The 15871-nt window shown below is 67.9% G+C and carries 16 protein-coding genes; 4 read left to right on the top strand and 12 right to left on the bottom strand.

Going from position 1 to position 15871, the window contains the following annotated elements:
- Positions 1–113: 113 nt before the first annotated feature.
- Positions 114–1928 carry an HNH endonuclease signature motif containing protein gene (locus tag QFZ50_RS12160; protein ID WP_307084491.1) on the top strand — a complete coding sequence of 605 codons (1815 nt, stop codon included), beginning with the start codon at positions 114–116 and terminating at the stop codon, positions 1926–1928.
- 243 nt (positions 1929–2171) lie between these two features.
- On the opposite strand, the gene crcB is transcribed toward QFZ50_RS12160, so the two are convergent.
- The 4 genes from crcB to QFZ50_RS12180 all read right to left on the bottom strand — a co-directional run bounded on the left by crcB (position 2172) and on the right by QFZ50_RS12180 (position 4356).
- Positions 2172–2579, bottom strand: a complete 408-nt coding sequence (gene crcB, locus QFZ50_RS12165; RefSeq protein WP_307084492.1) for a fluoride efflux transporter CrcB — start codon at positions 2577–2579, stop codon at positions 2172–2174.
- A gap of 124 nt (positions 2580–2703) precedes the next feature.
- Positions 2704–3216 carry a fluoride efflux transporter FluC gene (locus QFZ50_RS12170; protein ID WP_307084493.1) on the bottom strand — a complete coding sequence of 171 codons (513 nt, stop codon included), beginning with the start codon at positions 3214–3216 and terminating at the stop codon, positions 2704–2706.
- A complete protein-coding gene (locus QFZ50_RS12175) occupies positions 3206–3952 on the bottom strand; it encodes a dienelactone hydrolase family protein (RefSeq protein ID WP_307084494.1) in 747 nt (248 codons plus the stop codon). Before QFZ50_RS12175 ends, QFZ50_RS12170 begins: the two co-directional genes overlap by 11 nt.
- Positions 3949–4356: a DUF1801 domain-containing protein gene (locus QFZ50_RS12180; RefSeq protein WP_307084496.1), complete on the bottom strand. Its 408-nt coding sequence runs from the start codon at positions 4354–4356 to the stop codon at positions 3949–3951. Before QFZ50_RS12180 ends, QFZ50_RS12175 begins: the two co-directional genes overlap by 4 nt.
- A gap of 351 nt (positions 4357–4707) precedes the next feature.
- Between QFZ50_RS12180 and QFZ50_RS12185 the strand changes: the two genes are divergently transcribed.
- Positions 4708–5244, top strand: coding sequence for a GNAT family N-acetyltransferase (locus QFZ50_RS12185; protein ID WP_307084498.1), 537 nt, complete (start codon positions 4708–4710; stop codon positions 5242–5244).
- Between the two features lie 381 nt (positions 5245–5625).
- Here the strand turns inward: QFZ50_RS12185 and QFZ50_RS12190 are convergent, their stop codons facing one another.
- Positions 5626–5835 carry a hypothetical protein gene (locus QFZ50_RS12190; protein WP_307084500.1) on the bottom strand — a complete coding sequence of 70 codons (210 nt, stop codon included), beginning with the start codon at positions 5833–5835 and terminating at the stop codon, positions 5626–5628.
- Between the two features lie 202 nt (positions 5836–6037).
- Here QFZ50_RS12190 and QFZ50_RS12195 point away from each other — a divergent pair, with 202 nt between their 5' ends.
- Complete coding sequence (locus QFZ50_RS12195) at positions 6038–7030, top strand: NAD-dependent epimerase/dehydratase family protein (protein WP_307084502.1); 993 nt, start codon at positions 6038–6040, stop codon at positions 7028–7030.
- Between the two features lie 43 nt (positions 7031–7073).
- Here QFZ50_RS12195 and QFZ50_RS12200 read toward each other — a convergent pair whose 3' ends face one another.
- Positions 7074–7541 (bottom strand): anthrone oxygenase family protein, encoded by a 468-nt coding sequence (locus tag QFZ50_RS12200; RefSeq protein ID WP_307084504.1) that lies wholly within the window; start codon positions 7539–7541, stop codon positions 7074–7076.
- 135 nt (positions 7542–7676) lie between these two features.
- Between QFZ50_RS12200 and QFZ50_RS12205 the strand changes: the two genes are divergently transcribed.
- Positions 7677–8279: a thymidylate kinase gene (locus QFZ50_RS12205; RefSeq protein WP_307084505.1), complete on the top strand. Its 603-nt coding sequence runs from the start codon at positions 7677–7679 to the stop codon at positions 8277–8279.
- 369 nt (positions 8280–8648) lie between these two features.
- Here QFZ50_RS12205 and QFZ50_RS12210 read toward each other — a convergent pair whose 3' ends face one another.
- The 6 genes from QFZ50_RS12210 to QFZ50_RS12235 all read right to left on the bottom strand — a co-directional run bounded on the left by QFZ50_RS12210 (position 8649) and on the right by QFZ50_RS12235 (position 15746).
- Positions 8649–9557 (bottom strand): aldose 1-epimerase family protein, encoded by a 909-nt coding sequence (locus tag QFZ50_RS12210; RefSeq protein ID WP_307084507.1) that lies wholly within the window; start codon positions 9555–9557, stop codon positions 8649–8651.
- Positions 9554–11065, bottom strand: a complete 1512-nt coding sequence (gene arfA, locus QFZ50_RS12215) for an arabinosylfuranosidase ArfA (protein WP_307084509.1) — start codon at positions 11063–11065, stop codon at positions 9554–9556. Before arfA ends, QFZ50_RS12210 begins: the two co-directional genes overlap by 4 nt.
- Before the next feature lie 47 nt (positions 11066–11112).
- Positions 11113–12039 (bottom strand): carbohydrate ABC transporter permease, encoded by a 927-nt coding sequence (locus QFZ50_RS12220; RefSeq protein WP_307084510.1) that lies wholly within the window; start codon positions 12037–12039, stop codon positions 11113–11115.
- A 3-nt stretch (positions 12040–12042) separates the two neighbouring features.
- Positions 12043–12993 (bottom strand): carbohydrate ABC transporter permease, encoded by a 951-nt coding sequence (locus tag QFZ50_RS12225; RefSeq protein WP_307084512.1) that lies wholly within the window; start codon positions 12991–12993, stop codon positions 12043–12045.
- A gap of 100 nt (positions 12994–13093) precedes the next feature.
- Positions 13094–14446 carry an ABC transporter substrate-binding protein gene (locus QFZ50_RS12230; protein ID WP_307084514.1) on the bottom strand — a complete coding sequence of 451 codons (1353 nt, stop codon included), beginning with the start codon at positions 14444–14446 and terminating at the stop codon, positions 13094–13096.
- A gap of 283 nt (positions 14447–14729) precedes the next feature.
- Positions 14730–15746 (bottom strand): LacI family DNA-binding transcriptional regulator, encoded by a 1017-nt coding sequence (locus QFZ50_RS12235; RefSeq protein WP_307084515.1) that lies wholly within the window; start codon positions 15744–15746, stop codon positions 14730–14732.
- Positions 15747–15871 lie beyond the last annotated feature (125 nt).

Here is a 15871-nt window from a genome sequence, read left to right on the forward strand (position 1 = left end):
GGGTGCGGGCAGCTCCGCCATCGATCGTCCTGTGGATATCCGGTCCCCCACTACCCCTCCACAATCGCACTTCGGCCGTGATTAATAGAACGCATGTTCGATAACATCGGGTCATGGGCGTCACACCGATCAAGAAGCTCTCCCAGCCAGGGTCCTCCCTGGATGAGGCCCGCGCCGTCCTCGGCGACTGCGCGCGTGGGCTTGCGCAGTACCACCACCTTCTGGCGCGGGAGGACGCCCTTCAATTCGTGCTCGACGTGGAGCAGGTGTCGAAGGTCGTGGATCACCTGCAGATCCTCGCGGCGCGGATAGCGGATCATCATGGCCTCGCGTCGGATCCGGGCAGCTCCACCACAGCCGGTCCTGGAGAAGCGGCATCAGCGGTCCAGGGTCCCCTCTCCGACTCGTCCTCCGACGCCGGTCGCACGTCCAGGAACTGCGCGGAATTCCTGCGGGAAACGATCGACATCAGCCGCACCGAGGCGAAGCGGCGGCTCAGTCTGGCCGCGGTCGTGCTGCCGTCCCTGTCGCCGTCGGGGAACCCGCTCCCACCGCGGCTGGAGGCTCTGGGCGAGGCCGCGGGTTCGTTCGCCATCAGCGGGCGGGCGATGGCCGTCGTAGCCCAGGCCCTTGAGCGTGTGCAGTCCTTCGCGACGCGGGAGCAACTCGAGAACATGGAGCACCACCTGACCCGGCAGGCGATCGAGTCCGACGAGGACGTCCTGCGGGTGCTAGCCCGTCGCTGGGAATCGGTGCTCGATCAGGACGGTCAGGAGCCCACCGAGAAGGTGCTGCGGGCCCGGCAGGGTGTGTTCCTCAAGGGCCGTCGCCACGGCCTGCACGTCCTGGAGATCGGTGCGACGGATGAGCAGTTCGAGCAGCTCGCAACGGTCATGAATGCGACTGCCAATCCGCGCGGATCCTCCGAGCAACCCGATCGACACGACCAACCGGACGACAGCGCGGCGTCCGGGCCCTGGGGGCCGGCGGCATCCGGGACGCCAGACGATGCAGCGGCCGACGCCGGGGGCAGCGGCGTATCGGAGACTGCAGCCGAGGCGCCGATGCAGGCGGCCGGTCGGACGAGCATCGGCGCCTCGGGATGCACGCGAGGCACTCCCGCAGCCAGTGCTGATGTCACGTCAGATGCCGGTGCAGGCGCACCCACGACCAGTGCTGGTGCCACCTCAGCTCCCCGTTCGGGCGCACCCGACCCGGCAGGCCCGACCCGGGCCCAGCGTCTCCTCGAGGGCCTGGTCTCGGCCTGCAGGATCGCCCTGTCCACCACCGGTCTGCCCGCAACAGGCGGGCACCGCCCCCAGGTCATGGTGACCATCGACTACAAGGACCTCACCGGCGCGACAGAACACGCCGGCCACGCCGTCTTCGCCGAACAGATCACCGCCAGCACCATCCGCAAACTCGCCTGCGACGCCGACCTCATCCCCCTGGTCCTGGGCGGCTCCGGCCAGGTCCTCGACGTCGGACGCGCCCAACGGCTCTTCCCACCCCACCTGCGCCGGGCACTCGTCGCCAGGGACAAGGGCTGCGCCTTCCCCGACTGCACCATCCCCGCCAGCTGGTGCGAAGCCCACCACCTCACGCCGTGGTCCCACGGCGGCTCGACCAGCCTCGACAACGGGGTGCTGCTGTGCTCACGACACCACCACCTCATCCACCAGGGAACCTGGACCATCGAAACCCGCAACGGCATCCCCTGGTTCACCCCACCAGCCCACCGACGACGGACCAGAAATCCGCGAAGAAACGTGTACTGGCAGGCAGGGCGTGCGGTCCACCACGAGCTCGCCAGTGCAACGGAGTGGATCCCTCTTCAGGAGAACCCTCCGACCGGCTGGGAACACGAGTCGCCTGAGACAGCCCGGCTGACCTGGGACGAAGAGCCGGGGCTTGATGAGCAGGCCTGAAACCCTGTGCTGGAACCGGAGCCTGGAAACCCGGCCTTAGTGGCGCGGCGCTTCAGAGCCAGGCCTTGGTGACGCGGCGCTTCAGAGCCAGGCCTTGGTGACGCGGCGTCTCAGAGCCAGGCCTTGGTGACGCGGCGCTTCAGAGCCAGGCCTTGGTGACGCGGGGCCCCAGAACCGGCCACGGTGACGCGGGTCGCCCACCTCGAACGGTGTCATCCGCCCGCGGTACCGCACCGCCGACTTTCACAGCCCGCCCATCCGCGCCGCGACGAACCCGATCACCAGACCGAGACCCGCGGCGGCCAGAGCCGCCAGCGCTGTTCCGACCCCCGAAAGCAGTGCTGCCCGGGTCTGACCGGCCTGGATCAGGCGTACGGTCTCACTGCTCGCCGTACTGAACGTCGTGTACCCGCCGAGGAAACCCGTCCCGCCGACGAGCAGCCACGAGGAAGGCAGCGCCACGGCGAGGACCAGCCCGGTCAGGACCCCGAGCACCAGCGAGCCACTGATGTTGACCGCCATCGTGCCGATCGGCACTACGCCCCGGATCGGCGAGATGAAGCCGTCGAGCATGAAACGTGCAACGGCCCCCAACCCACCGGCGATGCCGAGCATCAGCACGACAGACAGGCTCATGACGGAGGCGCTCATGGCGTGGCTCCTGAGGGCGCTCCGGGTCCGCTGCCTGAGCCACCGCTCGGGCCATCGCTCGGGCCATCGCTCGGGCCACGGCGAACGAACCGGACCACTGTGGCCACCGGCACCACCGACCCGTTCATGATGTGGCTCCTGACGGCGCTCCCGGACCGCGGCCTGAGCCATCGCTCGGGCTATCCCTCGGGCCACCGTGGACACGAGCACCGACGGCAAGGCCGGCTGCCGCCGCCGCAAGCCCGACAATCACCGACACGGAGAGGTAGGCGAGACCCTCCATCACCCGGCCTGAGCCGAGGAGCAGGGCGGAGTCGACGGCGAGCGCACTGTACGTGGTGAAGCCGCCGAGGAAACCCGTGCCGAAGAGCAGGCGGAGAGCCCGACGTCGCCCTTCGTCGGGGCCATGTCGTGCCAGGGCCCCGAGCAGCAGTCCGAGAGCGAAGGCCCCCACGATGTTGATCAGGAAGATCCCCAACGGTAGGCCCGCAGGAGCCGGAAGAACCCCGGCGAGACCGAAGCGGGACAGCGTTCCACCCATCCCACCCAGGAATACCAGCAGGAGGTAGGAGGGCCTGAGATGAGGCGGTCGTCCGCGGCCGTCGGAACGTCGTCGCGCCGGTGGATCAGGCGACATGCCGCGTGAGGAACTCCAGGGTCAGGTTCCAGGCATCTTCGGCCGGGCCGGGCCGGTACGCGAAGCGATTCGTGTCGTTGAAGAACGCGTGGCCGGCATCCGGATAGATCTTCGCCGTGAAGTCGACACCTGCACCACCCATCGCGCTCTCGAGTGCCGGCAGTTCGGCGATGAGGGCGTCGTCGTCCTGGCCGTAGAAGGCCAGGACGGGCGCCTTGATGCCTGCCAGTTCGTCGTCCGAGAACGAGGCATGGCCGTAGAAGGAAACACACGCCAGCAGACGCGGCTCGTGGATGGCGAGGGAGAAGCTGTAGGTTCCGCCGAAGCAGAATCCGGTGACCCCCACGCGTCCTGCGACGTCGGCATCGTCGTACAGGAACGCGAAACACGCCTGGACCCGCTGGGTGGTGAGCGAACCGAACTCGGGGTTCCGTAGGGGCGCCAGGAGTGCCCGGAGCTTCGGCTGTGCCTCGTTACGCGCTGCTTCATCCGGATTGGCGATGGCCTCGCCGATGCCGGCGGTGTTCTCCTCGGTGATGCCCTGGTCAGCGAGGAGATCCGGTGCGACGACGACATAGCCTTCCCGAGCGAAACGGTCCGCGACATCACGAGTGTGGCCCACGAGCCCCCACACCTCGTGGATGAGGACGAGTCCACCCTTCACCGGTCCTTCGGGGCGCGCCACATAGGCAGAGAGGGTGCCCGCGGGCGTGACGATGTCCTCGAACGAGCTCATTCGCCTAGGCTTGCACGCTTCTTGATGCTGCGCCAACCACCGTCACGGTTGTCAGCGATGATCGCCCTGAAGATCTCTCGCAGCGCGTCCTCGTCGAACGGTCCACCTTCGTGGAGGGCGACCGTCCGTCCTGTGGAGTTGGTGGCGCCGCCCGTGATGATCCCGTGGGGATCGGGCGCCAGCCCGCCGTCGTACAGGAACACGTTGACGTGGTCCTTGGCGGCCAGCAACGCACAGACGTTCCCGTCGAGCACGAAGTAGGGCTGCCTCGTGCGCTTGATCGTTTCCTGCACCTCAGGATCCGCCTCGTGCACGAGCCGGCGCACGCTGCGGCAGATGGCCTGCTGCCACGGCGGCAGCTTTGCGATGTAGTCGTCGACCCGGGTGTCGGGCTCTCCTGCCATGGGACCAGTGTGCCAGCGGCCGACGGGAGCCGGAAGGGCGCCCAGCAACGGCCGAAAGAATCAAAGGCAGGCGCTCGGGTTCCAGGCAGGTTCCCTCCGAGACTTGACCGTCCGCCCTCGCAGGTACTCTCCGATCCGCCGATCCGCCGATCCGTCGGTCAGCCGGTCGCGATCCGTGACACCGGAAGGATCGGCCGGAAGAACAATCGTGGATGCAGCTCACGGGCGTGAACCTGTGACGGGCGAAGCCTGTCGCATCGGCCGAGCGGCTTGCCTGAGGGTGCAGGTCGCGAGCAATGCCGGCTTCCCCGGGTCGAGCCCCCTCCACCCATTTCCACTACTGTTGCCCGGGTGTCTCCTCCCACCCTGCCGGCCTCGGTCCGCATGCGCTTGCTCACGTCGGACGATGCCGCCGCTCTCGCCCGGGCCTACCGTGACAACCGCGACCACTTGGCGCCCTGGGAGCCGTCCCGCGACGACGCCTTCTTCACCACCGCAGGCCAGGCTGAACAGATCGCGGGCAGCCTCGTGGGGCTGAGGGCGGGCACCGATGTCCCATGGGTCCTGACGGCGGGCGATCGCATCGTCGGCACCATCACCCTGACCGGTATCGTCCGGGGCCCCTTCCTCAATGCGCACATCGGCTACTGGGTGGACTCCGGCCTCCAGGGGCGCGGCGTGTGTTCGGCTGCACTCGGAGCGGCGATCGGGTACGCACGGGAGGATCTGGGACTGCACCGGGTCCAGGCGTCCGTCCTGCCGCAGAATGAACCGTCGAGGGCTGTCCTGGCCCGTACCGGATTCACGCTCATCGGTCTGGCGTCGTCCTATCTCCGGATCGCGGGCTCCTGGCAGGACCACCTGCTCTATCAGCGCATCCTGACCTGACCCGGGCCGACCCGACCCGGACCTGACCCGGGCTGACCTGACCCGGGGTGGGCTGGGCCGGCACGTCTGACCCGATTCGAGCCTTGCCTACCTGAGCTGACCGACCCGATTCGAGACTGACACATCTGGGCCGACCGGCTGCCCCGCCCGATCCGTCCGGCACGTCCGACCCGGTTCGAGCCCGGCCTACCTGAGCCGACCGCCAGCCCCGGCCCGTACGCCGGGAAGGGTGATGCGCCGTGGTGATCTGCTGAGGTACGACTCGCCAGGATCACCACCCACCCCCACCGAGGCAGGACAGCGGTTCCGTCCTGACGGGATGACACAGCCGCGCGGGTGCAGCGCACGGCACTGCGGGGAGTACTATCGGTGCCACCACAATCAGTCAACGACGACGGACGTGTGATGATCACCAAATTCCTTGCTCTCCTCGGCACCCTCAGCCTCTCCCTCGGAATACTCGCCCTGTTCGCCGGTGTCCGGGGCTATCCCCTCCTCCTGATCGCCGCCGGCGGGATCGTGCTCGCCCTGCCGTGCGTCCATCGCAGTGGCGGGAAGTCCCTCTCCCGGCACCCGGGCGACAACGGACACGTCGAATTCTCGATGCCTCCCGTCGGCTCGTGCCCGCCGGAGCGGCTGCGCGAGGCCCGTTTGCTGGCGGCTCGCGTGGTCGAATCGACGAGCCCACCGGGGTCACCTGAGTCACCTGAGTCACCGGACGTTCAGGAAGCGCCCAGAGCGCCGCACCAGCAGAAACGATGACAGGCAGGACCCTTTCCTGTTGAGTGGGTGCATGAGTCGCATCCTGATCCTCGGTGGCACTGCATGGCTCGGCCGTGAGCTCGCCGCCCACTTCGTCGCAGATGCTCACGACGTCACCTGCCTGGCCCGGGGTACCTCAGGGCCGCCACCACCGGGAGCCCGTCTCATCGCCGTCGACCGCTCGGCATCCGGCGCCTACGACGACGTCCTCGGCACCGACTGGGACGAGGTCATCGAGATCTCGTGGAACATCGACCATGTCAGCGGGGCGCTCGAAGCCCTCGCGGAGAGGGCCGCCCACTGGACGCTGATCTCCTCCTGTTCCGCGTACGCCTCCAACGCCGAACCGGGGGCGGACGAGTCGGCAGGCCTGGTAGACGCGACGGCGGAGGGTGCGGACGACTACGCCACAGCCAAGGTGCTCTGCGAGCAGGCGTCCGTTGCGGCGCTCGCGGACCGTCTCCTCACCGTCCGCGCCGGCCTGATCGCCGGGCCGGGAGACCGTAGTGACCGGTTCGGCTACTGGGTCTCGCGCTGCGCCCTCGCTGCCCGGAAGGACGTGCTCGCACCCACTCTCGCGGACCGTTACGTCCAGATCATCGACGTACGGGACCTCGCGGCCTGGGTCGTCACCGCGGGGCTTTCGGGAACCGTCGGAGCCGTCAACGCTGTCGGCGACATCCACACCTTCGGTGATGTCCTCACGCAGGCACGGTCGGTTGCGGGGCACTCGGGTGACGTGGTGGAGGCCGAAGCGGAGTGGCTCGTGGCACAGGGCGTGGCCTACTGGGCGGGCCCGAGATCGCTCCCGCTGTGGCTCCCGGAGGACTTCGCGGGCTTCAGCCGACGCAGCAACGCCGCCTTCCGCGCGGCCGGCGGCAAGCTCAGGGACCTCCACGGGACGCTGCAGGACACGCTCGACGACGAACGTGGCCGCGGTCTCGAGCGAGACCGGAGGGCGGGTCTGACACGGACTGAGGAACTGGAACTGCTCACCGCGCTCCAGGAACGCACCGTCGTGTGACGAGCCTGTGCGCCGCCATGCCGCCGGCACCGGTTCGCGTTCCTCAGACCAGTACATGCAGCAGAAGGAGCGCACCACCGAGCGCCGACACGACGGCGCGGGCCAGGTTCAGCCTCTCCCAGGGCCCGGCGAATGCGGCCCAGGCGGCCTCGTCGTCCGCGCGGGCCGATCCGCCGGCCTCCGCAGCACGGTCGAGTCCGTCGTTCAATGGGACATTGCCGAACACTGTGATGGCGACGCCCGCCAGGTAGCCCGCGGCTCCCACGCCCGCCAGTAGCTCACGGCCGAGGAGGCTGATCACCAGCACCACGACGCTCAGCACCGCCGTACCGAAGAAGAGGATCATGAAGGGCGGGCGTACCGCCCAGCGGTTGACCGCACGCATGGCCGCCACCCCGGTCCGTGCGTCCGGACGAAGGGCGGGCATCACCATCGCGGCGAAGGCGAAGTAGACGCCGGCCGTCAGGAGGCTCCCCGCCGCGGCGACCGCTGCGCTGATCGTGTCCCACATGGCTCTTCCCCCGTCGTCGGCGGTGCGACTGACACGACACTACCGCCGGACGGATCCGCTGCACCGCACCTGCAGGGAACGGGGCACCGCAGCGACCCGTTGAAAAAAGGACCACCTCCACGAAAGGTCCATCCCGTGCGCATCCTGCTGACCGGCATCGACGGTGCCGGCAAGAGCACGGCAGCCCATGATCTCGCCCTGGCCATCCATGCGCGGGGCGGCACCGCACTCGTGCTGAAGAACCCGGCCGGGCGGCGCACCATGGCCGGCTGGTGGGACGCCGTCGGGTGGACGCCCGGACCCCGGCTGCAGGACTTCCTGGAGACCACCACCCGCGTGGTCAGGGTGCTCCTGAACGAGGTACAGCTGTCCCGGTTCGACGGCGTCGCCATCCTCGACCGCGGACTCGACTGCCAGCTCGCCCTCCGTGAGGCACGCGGTCTTCCGCGGGGTGTGATCATCCCGTGGCTTCAGCGCGCCATGCCCGCTCCCGACGTCGTCGCGCACTTCGAACTGCCTGCCGAGATCGCCGTCGAGCGGGTAAACCGACGGGGCACGGACCGCGAGACCCCGTCGGGTCTCGACTCGCTGCAGCAGGCGTACCGGCGCCTGGAGACCTATCCGGCGTCCTACATCGTGCAGGCCGCCGACTCGCGCGAGGCGATCACCGCGGAACTGCTCGCCCTGGCAGCGCGGGACGCCGACACCGGCCAGGACCGCCCGCTCGCTCGCCTCTGACCTGCGACACCACGGCCATCGGCCCGCAGCGGACGGCAGGACGGAGGCGAGACCGGCAGGGGACGGAACGACGGGGGCGACGGCGATGACTGCGGCACAGGGCCGCCACCGGGCTCTTCTGCCCAGCGACCGCCAAGGACACCTTGACGGAGGCAACCGGCAGCGGACGGGACGACGGAGGCGACCGGCGATGACAGCGGCACAGGGCCGCCGGGCTCTTCTGCCCAGCGACCGCCAAGGACACCTCGACGGAGGCGACCCGCAGTGGACGGAACGACGGAAGCGACCGGCAGCGGCACAGGGCCGCCGGGCTCTTCTGCCCACCGGACCGCCGAGGACACCTCGACGCCCCAGGTCCGCCGGGGACGGCTAGAGGGCTGTGATCATCCAGCCCGCGCGGTGCGTGGCACCAGGCTCGAGGACCACGAGGTCCTCACCGGTGTTGAAGGCATCGGGCGGGCACGTCATGGGTTCGACGGCGAGTCCCAGGCGGGTGCTCTCGGGTTTGCGAGGGAGATCGGCCGTGTGGATCTGTACCCACGGGCAGCTCTCGTCCCACACCATCGCGACACCGGTTCCATGCCGCGGATCGGTCACGCGGACCGTCGCCAGACCGGAGGCATCCGGCGTGAGGTCGGTGAACGCGTGGTCGATCTGCACGTCCCCGATGGCGTGTGCCGCCCGGAAGTCGAACGGCGTGCCCTCCACGGGCTCTTTCGCCACGGGCAGCAGTCGGTCGGGGGTGACCGTCAGGACGGTCGACGCGGGGAGTTCGAGCACCCACTCGTCGAGGGGCGACGGTCCGGCGACGAGGTAGGGGTGGGGGCAGACACCGTAGGGTGCGCGCCGTGATCCCGTGTTCAGGGCGGTGATGACGCTCCTGAAGCCCTCCTCGCCCACACTGAAGCGGGCGTGCAGAGCGACAGTGAAGGGGTAGGCCTCACGCGGCTCGATGGTGCACCCGAGCGTCACTGCGGACTCCGAGTGCTCCACGAGCGTCCAGGGGATGTCGAAGACGAGTCCGTGGAGGGCGGTGCCGCGCTCGGGCTCGTTGACCGGCAGTTCGTAGTCGACGCCGTCGAACGTGTAGCGCCCGTCCGCGATCCGGTTGGGCCATGGGGCCACGAAGGCGCCCCGGAAGTTGGGCATCTCCTCGTCGGCTCCGAAGCCGACCACGAGGGGCCGCCCCTCGTGGGTGAGTTCGCGGACTGCGGCACCGAGACCGAGGACGACGGCCGTGTAGCCGCCGCCCTCGATCCTGTATTCGGGGTGGTTCATGCGAGGCTTACGGCCGTCCAGGACACGGGCGGAAGCGTGATGGTGACGGCGCCGCCGTCGAGCTTCGCTGAGGTGTTGGTCTTCATGGTCACGCGCTCGGGCTCCTCGAGGGTGTTCTTGGCATACACGTCCGTATCGTACAGCGACTGCGCCGTCACACTGCTGAACCCGTTCAGTGCCGCGACGTCGATGGTCACGGTCGTCTCCTCGGTCTGGGACCGGTTGACGAGGAAGACGGCGGTGGCGCCCGTCGCGTCGTCGTGCGTGGCCACCGCGTCCACGAGGGACACGGTGCCGTAGTCGCTGGTCTCGTACGTGCCGGCGTCGAGCTTGAGCTCGAGCACGGAACCCTGCGCGAGCTTCGAGGTGATGGAGAACGGGAAGAACGTGGTCTGGCGCCAGGCCGGCCCGCCCGGCTCGGTCATGATCGGGGCGATCACGTTGACGAGCTGCGCTAGCGAGGCCGAGGTGACGCGGTCCGCGTGCTTGAGCAGCGAGATCATCAGGTTGCCGAACACGACGGCGTCGGCCACCGAGTAGCAGTCCTCGAGCAGGCGCGGGGCCACGGGCCAGTTGTCGAGGCCCTCGATCTTGTCGACGTTCTCGAACCGGCTGATGTACCAGACGTTCCACTCGTCGAAGGAGATGTTGATGGTCTTCGAACTGCCACGGACGGCCTTCACGTGGTCGGCGGTCGCGACGACGGATTCGATGAAGGAGTCCATGTCGACGGCGGAGGCGAGGAAGGAACCGAGGTCCCCGTTCTTCTCCTCGTAGTAGGCGTGGCAGGAGATGTAGTCCACGACGTCGTACGTGTGCGAGAGCACCACACGCTCCCATTCGCCGAAGGTCGGCATGTGGGCGCTCGACGAGCCGCAGGCCACGAGTTCGATGGACGGATCGAGCTGGCGCATGGCCCGGGCCGTGATGGCCGCGAGCTTGCCGTAATCCTCCGCTGACCGGTGCCCGAGCTGCCACGGGCCGTCCATCTCGTTGCCCAGGCACCAGATCTTGACGTCGAACGGGTCGGGACGGCCGTTGGCCATGCGCTGGTCGGCGAGTGCGGTGCCCTTGGGCAGGTTCGAGTACTCGAGGAGTTCGAGGGCTTCGGAGGTGCCGCGCGTACCGAGATTCACGGCGAGCATGAGGTCGCTGTCGACCTTCTGCAGCCACGAGGCGAACTCGTGCATGCCCACCTGGTTGGTCTCCGTGGAGTGCCAGGCGAGGTCGAGGCGGGTGGGGCGCTCCTCGCGCGGCCCCACGCTGTCCTCCCAGCGGAAACCGGAGACGAAGTTCCCTCCGGGATAGCGGATGGTCGACACGCCCATCTCCTTCACGAGCTCGATGACGTCCTGGCGGAAGCCCTCGTCGTCAGCGGTCGCGTGGCTGGGTTCGTGGATGCCGTCGTAGACGTGGCGGCCGAGGTGTTCGACGAACCCGCCGAAGATGTTGCGGTTGATGGGCCCGACCGTGAAGGAGGGGTCGAGCGTGAGGCGTGCGTTCTGCATCGGGCTGCTTTCTGTTCAGGGTGGCGTGTGGTGGAGCGGGGTGCGGGCTACTTGAGCGAGCCCAGCGACAACCCGCCCTGCCAGTACTTCTGGAGGGAGAGGAAGGCGATGATCAGCGGGATGATCGAGATGAAGGCGCCCGTGGTGATCAGGTTCCACAGCGCCTCGCCGCCGCTGCCGGCGTTGGACAACGCCTGCCAGCCGTTGAGGCCGACCGTGACGGGCAGCAGCAGCGGGTCACTGAGGACCGCGAGGGGCAGGAAGAAGTTGTTCCAGGTCCCGACGACGGACAGCAGGAGCACCGTCACGATCGCCGGGCGCAACAGCGGAAGCGCGATCTGGAAGAACGTGCGGATCTCGCCCGCGCCGTCGATCCGGGCGGCATCGAGGAGCTCGTCCGGTACGGCCTCCTGGGCGAAGACCCGCATGAGGTACACGCCGAACGGGCTCAGCAGTGAGGGCAGGATGACGGCCCAGATGGTGTTGACGAGCCCGACCGAGCTCAGGAGGACGAAGGTCGGGATGACGAGCGCCGTCAGGGGCACCATGACCGCACCGAGCAGGATGCCGAAGAAGGCCCCCCGTCCGCGGAAGTTGTACTTGGCGAAGCCGTAGCCGGCGAGGACCGCCAGAACGGTGGCACCCACGCCGCCGGAGATCGCGTAGAGGAACGAGTTGCCGAGCCAGCGCCAGTAGATGCCGTCCTGCCGTTCGAACAGGCCCTGGGGGTTGCTGAAGAAGTGGAATCCGTCGTCGAACCAGAGCGGCCCGCCGGATCCGCCGAACAGGCCCGCGGTGTCCTTGGTGCTCGCGACCGTCAGCCACCAGAGGGGGGTGACGAAGTAGATGACGAGCATCAGCAGGAAGATGTGGGAGCCGATCCTGGGGCCGCCGTTGCGAGCCCTGTTCCGTGCTGCGGAGCCGCGGGCTCTCCGGCCGTCCCGCCGCTGTGGGGTGTCTGTGACGAGTGCCATGGCTTATTTCAGTCCGCTCTGCTTGCGGGTCAGGAAGAGGAAGATGAAGGAGAAGACGAACACGACGATCCCCAGTGCGAACGAGATGGCGGAGGCGTAGTTGAACTGGCTGTAGGAGAAAGCCAGCGTGAACGCATACATGTTCGGTGTGTACGACACCGGGATGGCTCCCTGCGCCACTCCTCGAAGGACCTGCGGTTCGGTGAAGAACTGGAGGGTGCCGATCAGGGCGAAGATCACCACCATGACCAGGGAGGACGAGATCATCGGGACCTTGATGCGCAGGGCGATCTGCCGGTCGGAGGCGCCGTCGAGCACAGCAGCCTCGTAGATCCCCGGGTCGATGCCGCGCAGCGCCGCGTAGATGATGATCATGTAGTAGCCGGCCCACTGCCAGGTGACGATGTTCACGAGGCTGCCGAAGATGTTGTCCTGTGCCAGGAAGTCCGGTGCGGTCAGACCGAAGATGCCGAAGATGCTGCTGGCCGGTCCGAAGCGCGGGCTGTAGAGGAAGCCCCACATCAGGGCACCGATGACGACGGGGACCGCATAGGGGATGAAGATCATCAGGCGGGAGAACTTCGAGGCCCAGGTGGCCAGGTTGTCGAGGACGAGGGCCGCGACGAGTGCCACGAGCATCTGGGCCGGGATCATGATCAGGGCGAACTTCGCCACGGTACCGAGGCCCTGGAGGAAGATCGGGTCGGAGAACGCCTTGATGTAGTTGTCGCCGCCGACGAACTTGTTGCCGGTCGCGAGGGTGCTGGTGAAGAGGCTCATCCGGAAGGCATAGACCAGCGGAAGAATGAGGAAGGTCAGGAAGATGAGGGCGAAGGGCGCCACGAACAGCCATCCCCAGCGCTGCTTGCGCCGGTAGTTCCTGTCCGGGCGGTGCTTGACCTGGTTGGTTGCCTCGGCGGGGTGTGACGACGTCGGCGCGGTGGTCGTGGCCATGGTGGTCTTTCCTCGAGCTATGGGAAGGATGTCGGGTGGACGGACTCCACCGGGAGCGGCAAGGAGGGCGCCCGCATACTGGCGGGCACCCTCCCGTGGGCTACTTGATGGTGAAGCCCTGCTCGGTCGCGTACTGCTCCAGCGAAGCCTGCAGGTCGTCGAGCGCCTGGCTCGCGTCCTTCTCGCCCTGGACCATCGCGTAGATCTGCTCGGTGAGCTGGTCGTAGGCGTAGTTCTGGAACGGGCTGAAGGTCGCGCCCTCGTAGCCTGCAGCAGCGTCGAGGAACACGTCCTTGTTGATCTGCTGTCCGCCGAAGAACTCGTACTCCTTGTCGGCGAACTCCGGGGAGTCGAGGACCGGTGCGTAGGACGGGAAGAGTGCTCCCTTGTCCACACCGAGGTTCATGCCCTCCTCGTTGCCGAAGATGCCCATGGCGACCTTCGCTGCCAGCTCCTTGTCCTTCGCCTGTTCCGTTACGGCGAAGGTGGAGCCGCCCCAGTTCACCTGGACGGGGTTGGCTGCGTCCCACTGCGGGAGCGGCGCCGCGCGCCAGACGGCGGTCGGATCGGCGTCGGAGAGTCCCTGCAGGTAGCCGGGGCCCCAGGCCGCGGCGAGGTAGACGGCGTAGGAGCCATCGACGAGCTTGGTGTTGTAGTCGGCGGTGAAAGCGTCATCGGTGGCGACGAGGCCGTCCTTCACGAGGCCGTCCCAGTACTCGAGGACCTTCTTCGCACCGTCGTCGTTGACGTTGATACCGATCTCCTGCGGGTTCGCGGAGTCGTATTCGAACGGGACGGAACCGGCCTGGGCGAAGAGCGCCTGGTTGAAGGCGCGGCCGTTGGTCGGGAAGTCCCCGATGACCGCGCCGCTGCCGGACTCCTTCAGCTTCCGGGCCGCTGCCTCGAACTCCTCCCAGGTGGTCGGCACTGCGATGCCTGCGGCATCGAAGAGGTCCTGGCGGTAGATCATGCCCATGGGTCCGCCGTCGACGGGGATGGCGTAGACGGCGTCGCCGCTGCTCGCGTCTTCCCAGGCGCCCTCGGCGTAGTCCGCCTTGACGTCGTTGGCGCCGAACTCCGTGAGATCCACGAGCGAATCACGGATGGTGAAGCTGGAGAGGACCTCTGATTCGAGCTGGATGACGTCGGGGGCACCCGAGCCGGACTCGATGGAGGTGGAGAACTTCGTGTACTCGTCGTTGCCCTGGCCGGCGTTCGTCCAGCAGATCTGGACGTCGTCGTTCGCGTTGTTGAACTGGTCGACGACCTCGTTGAACGCGGGGTACCAGGCCCAGACGGTGACCTGAGGGGCCTCGGCGTTGACGATGGTGTTGGTGCAGGACGCAGCTTCGGAGCCGCCTCCGCCGCCGCTTCCGCTTCCTCCGGAGCAGCCGGTCAGTGCTACGGCAGTGGCGGCGACGATGCCTGCCGATGCCAGGAACTTGGCTTTCATATCTCTTGCTTCCTCTCGCGGTGATGATCCACCGTGGTCCGCCCAGGGGCGGCCGGTCCGGGTGCTGCAGGGAGGAGGATCGCCGGGCACAAGGTGCTGCGCCCGCTCGAATCTTCCTTGATCCGGGTTCGTCCTCCTGCAGTTCCACCGCTGTGCGAGGGCTCTACAAGTGTCGGTTCCGTCGTTTACATCGTTGTAGGTAAACGATGTAGAGAAAGCATGCAGAGTGGTGTCGGCACCTGTCAAGCCTCCTGCGGCACATTTCCCCGCCGCGGCCCGAGCGTCAGGCGGGCAGCGCCGAGGACTCCCGTTCGATCACCTGGAAGCGTGCCTCGATCTCCCGCGGCGGGGTGTCGCCGTCACGCCCGGAGATACGCTCCTGCAGCACACGCACGGCCGTATCGGCGATCTCGTCCCGGCCGGGGTCGATCGTGGAGAGGGTGGGCAGCGAGTACCGGCCCTCGTCGAGGTCGTCGAAGCCGATGACGGCGACGTCGTCGGGAATCCTGCGGCCCGCCTCCTGCAGCACGCGCATCGCCCCGAGGGCCAGGGTGTCGTTCATGCCGAACACGGCGTCGAACTCGACGCCGGCGTCGAGCAGCTCCCGCATGGACCTGGCGCCGTTGGCACGGTGCCAGAACGTGGTGTAGGCCACGAGCTCGGGAGCGAACCCTATGCCCGCCTCCTCGAGCGCCTGCCGGTAGCCCTGCAGCCGGAGCCCCGCCGAGCCGATGACCTCGCCCTCGTGTGCACCGACGACGGCGATGCGGCGCCGCCCCTTGGACAGCAGGTGCGCGGTCGCGGCCTGCGCCGACTCGACGTTGCTCATGGTGACGTGGTCGGTGGGGCCGCCGAAGATCCGCTCGCCGAGGAGGACCAGCGGGAAGTTCACGTTCAGGTGGTGGGCGTCCTCGTTGGACATCCCGAGAGGGCTGAACAGCAGGCCGTCGGTCATCTGCAGCCGCGGGCTGGACAGGATCTCGAGTTCGACGGACCGGTCGCCACCCGTCTGCTCGATGAGGACCTTGAGGCCACGGCGCTCGGCGGCCTTGATGATGGAATCGGCGAGTTCGGCGAAGTAGCTCAGCGAGAGTTCCGGCACGGCGAGCCCGATCACGCCGGTCTTGCCCGAGCGCAGGCTGCGCGCCGAGAGATTGGGGCTGTACCCGAGCTCCGCGATGGCATCCATGACCCGCTGCTTCGTGTCGGCGCGGATGTGCTGGTAGTCGTTGATGACGTTGGAGACGGTCTTGATCGAGACGCCGGCCGCCAGCGCAACGTCCTTCAATGTGGCCGCCATGCCGCTCCCTCAGTCCACCCGTGATGCCCTGTACGCCACGCGTGAGGTGAGTCTACAACGTTGTAGTATGGGCGGGCACCCGCCACGGACGGAGTGTGCAGCATCTCTCCCATCGTCGCGACACC

The organism is Arthrobacter agilis (genome assembly GCF_030816075.1).
Taxonomy (GTDB): domain Bacteria; phylum Actinomycetota; class Actinomycetes; order Actinomycetales; family Micrococcaceae; genus Arthrobacter_D; species Arthrobacter_D agilis_E.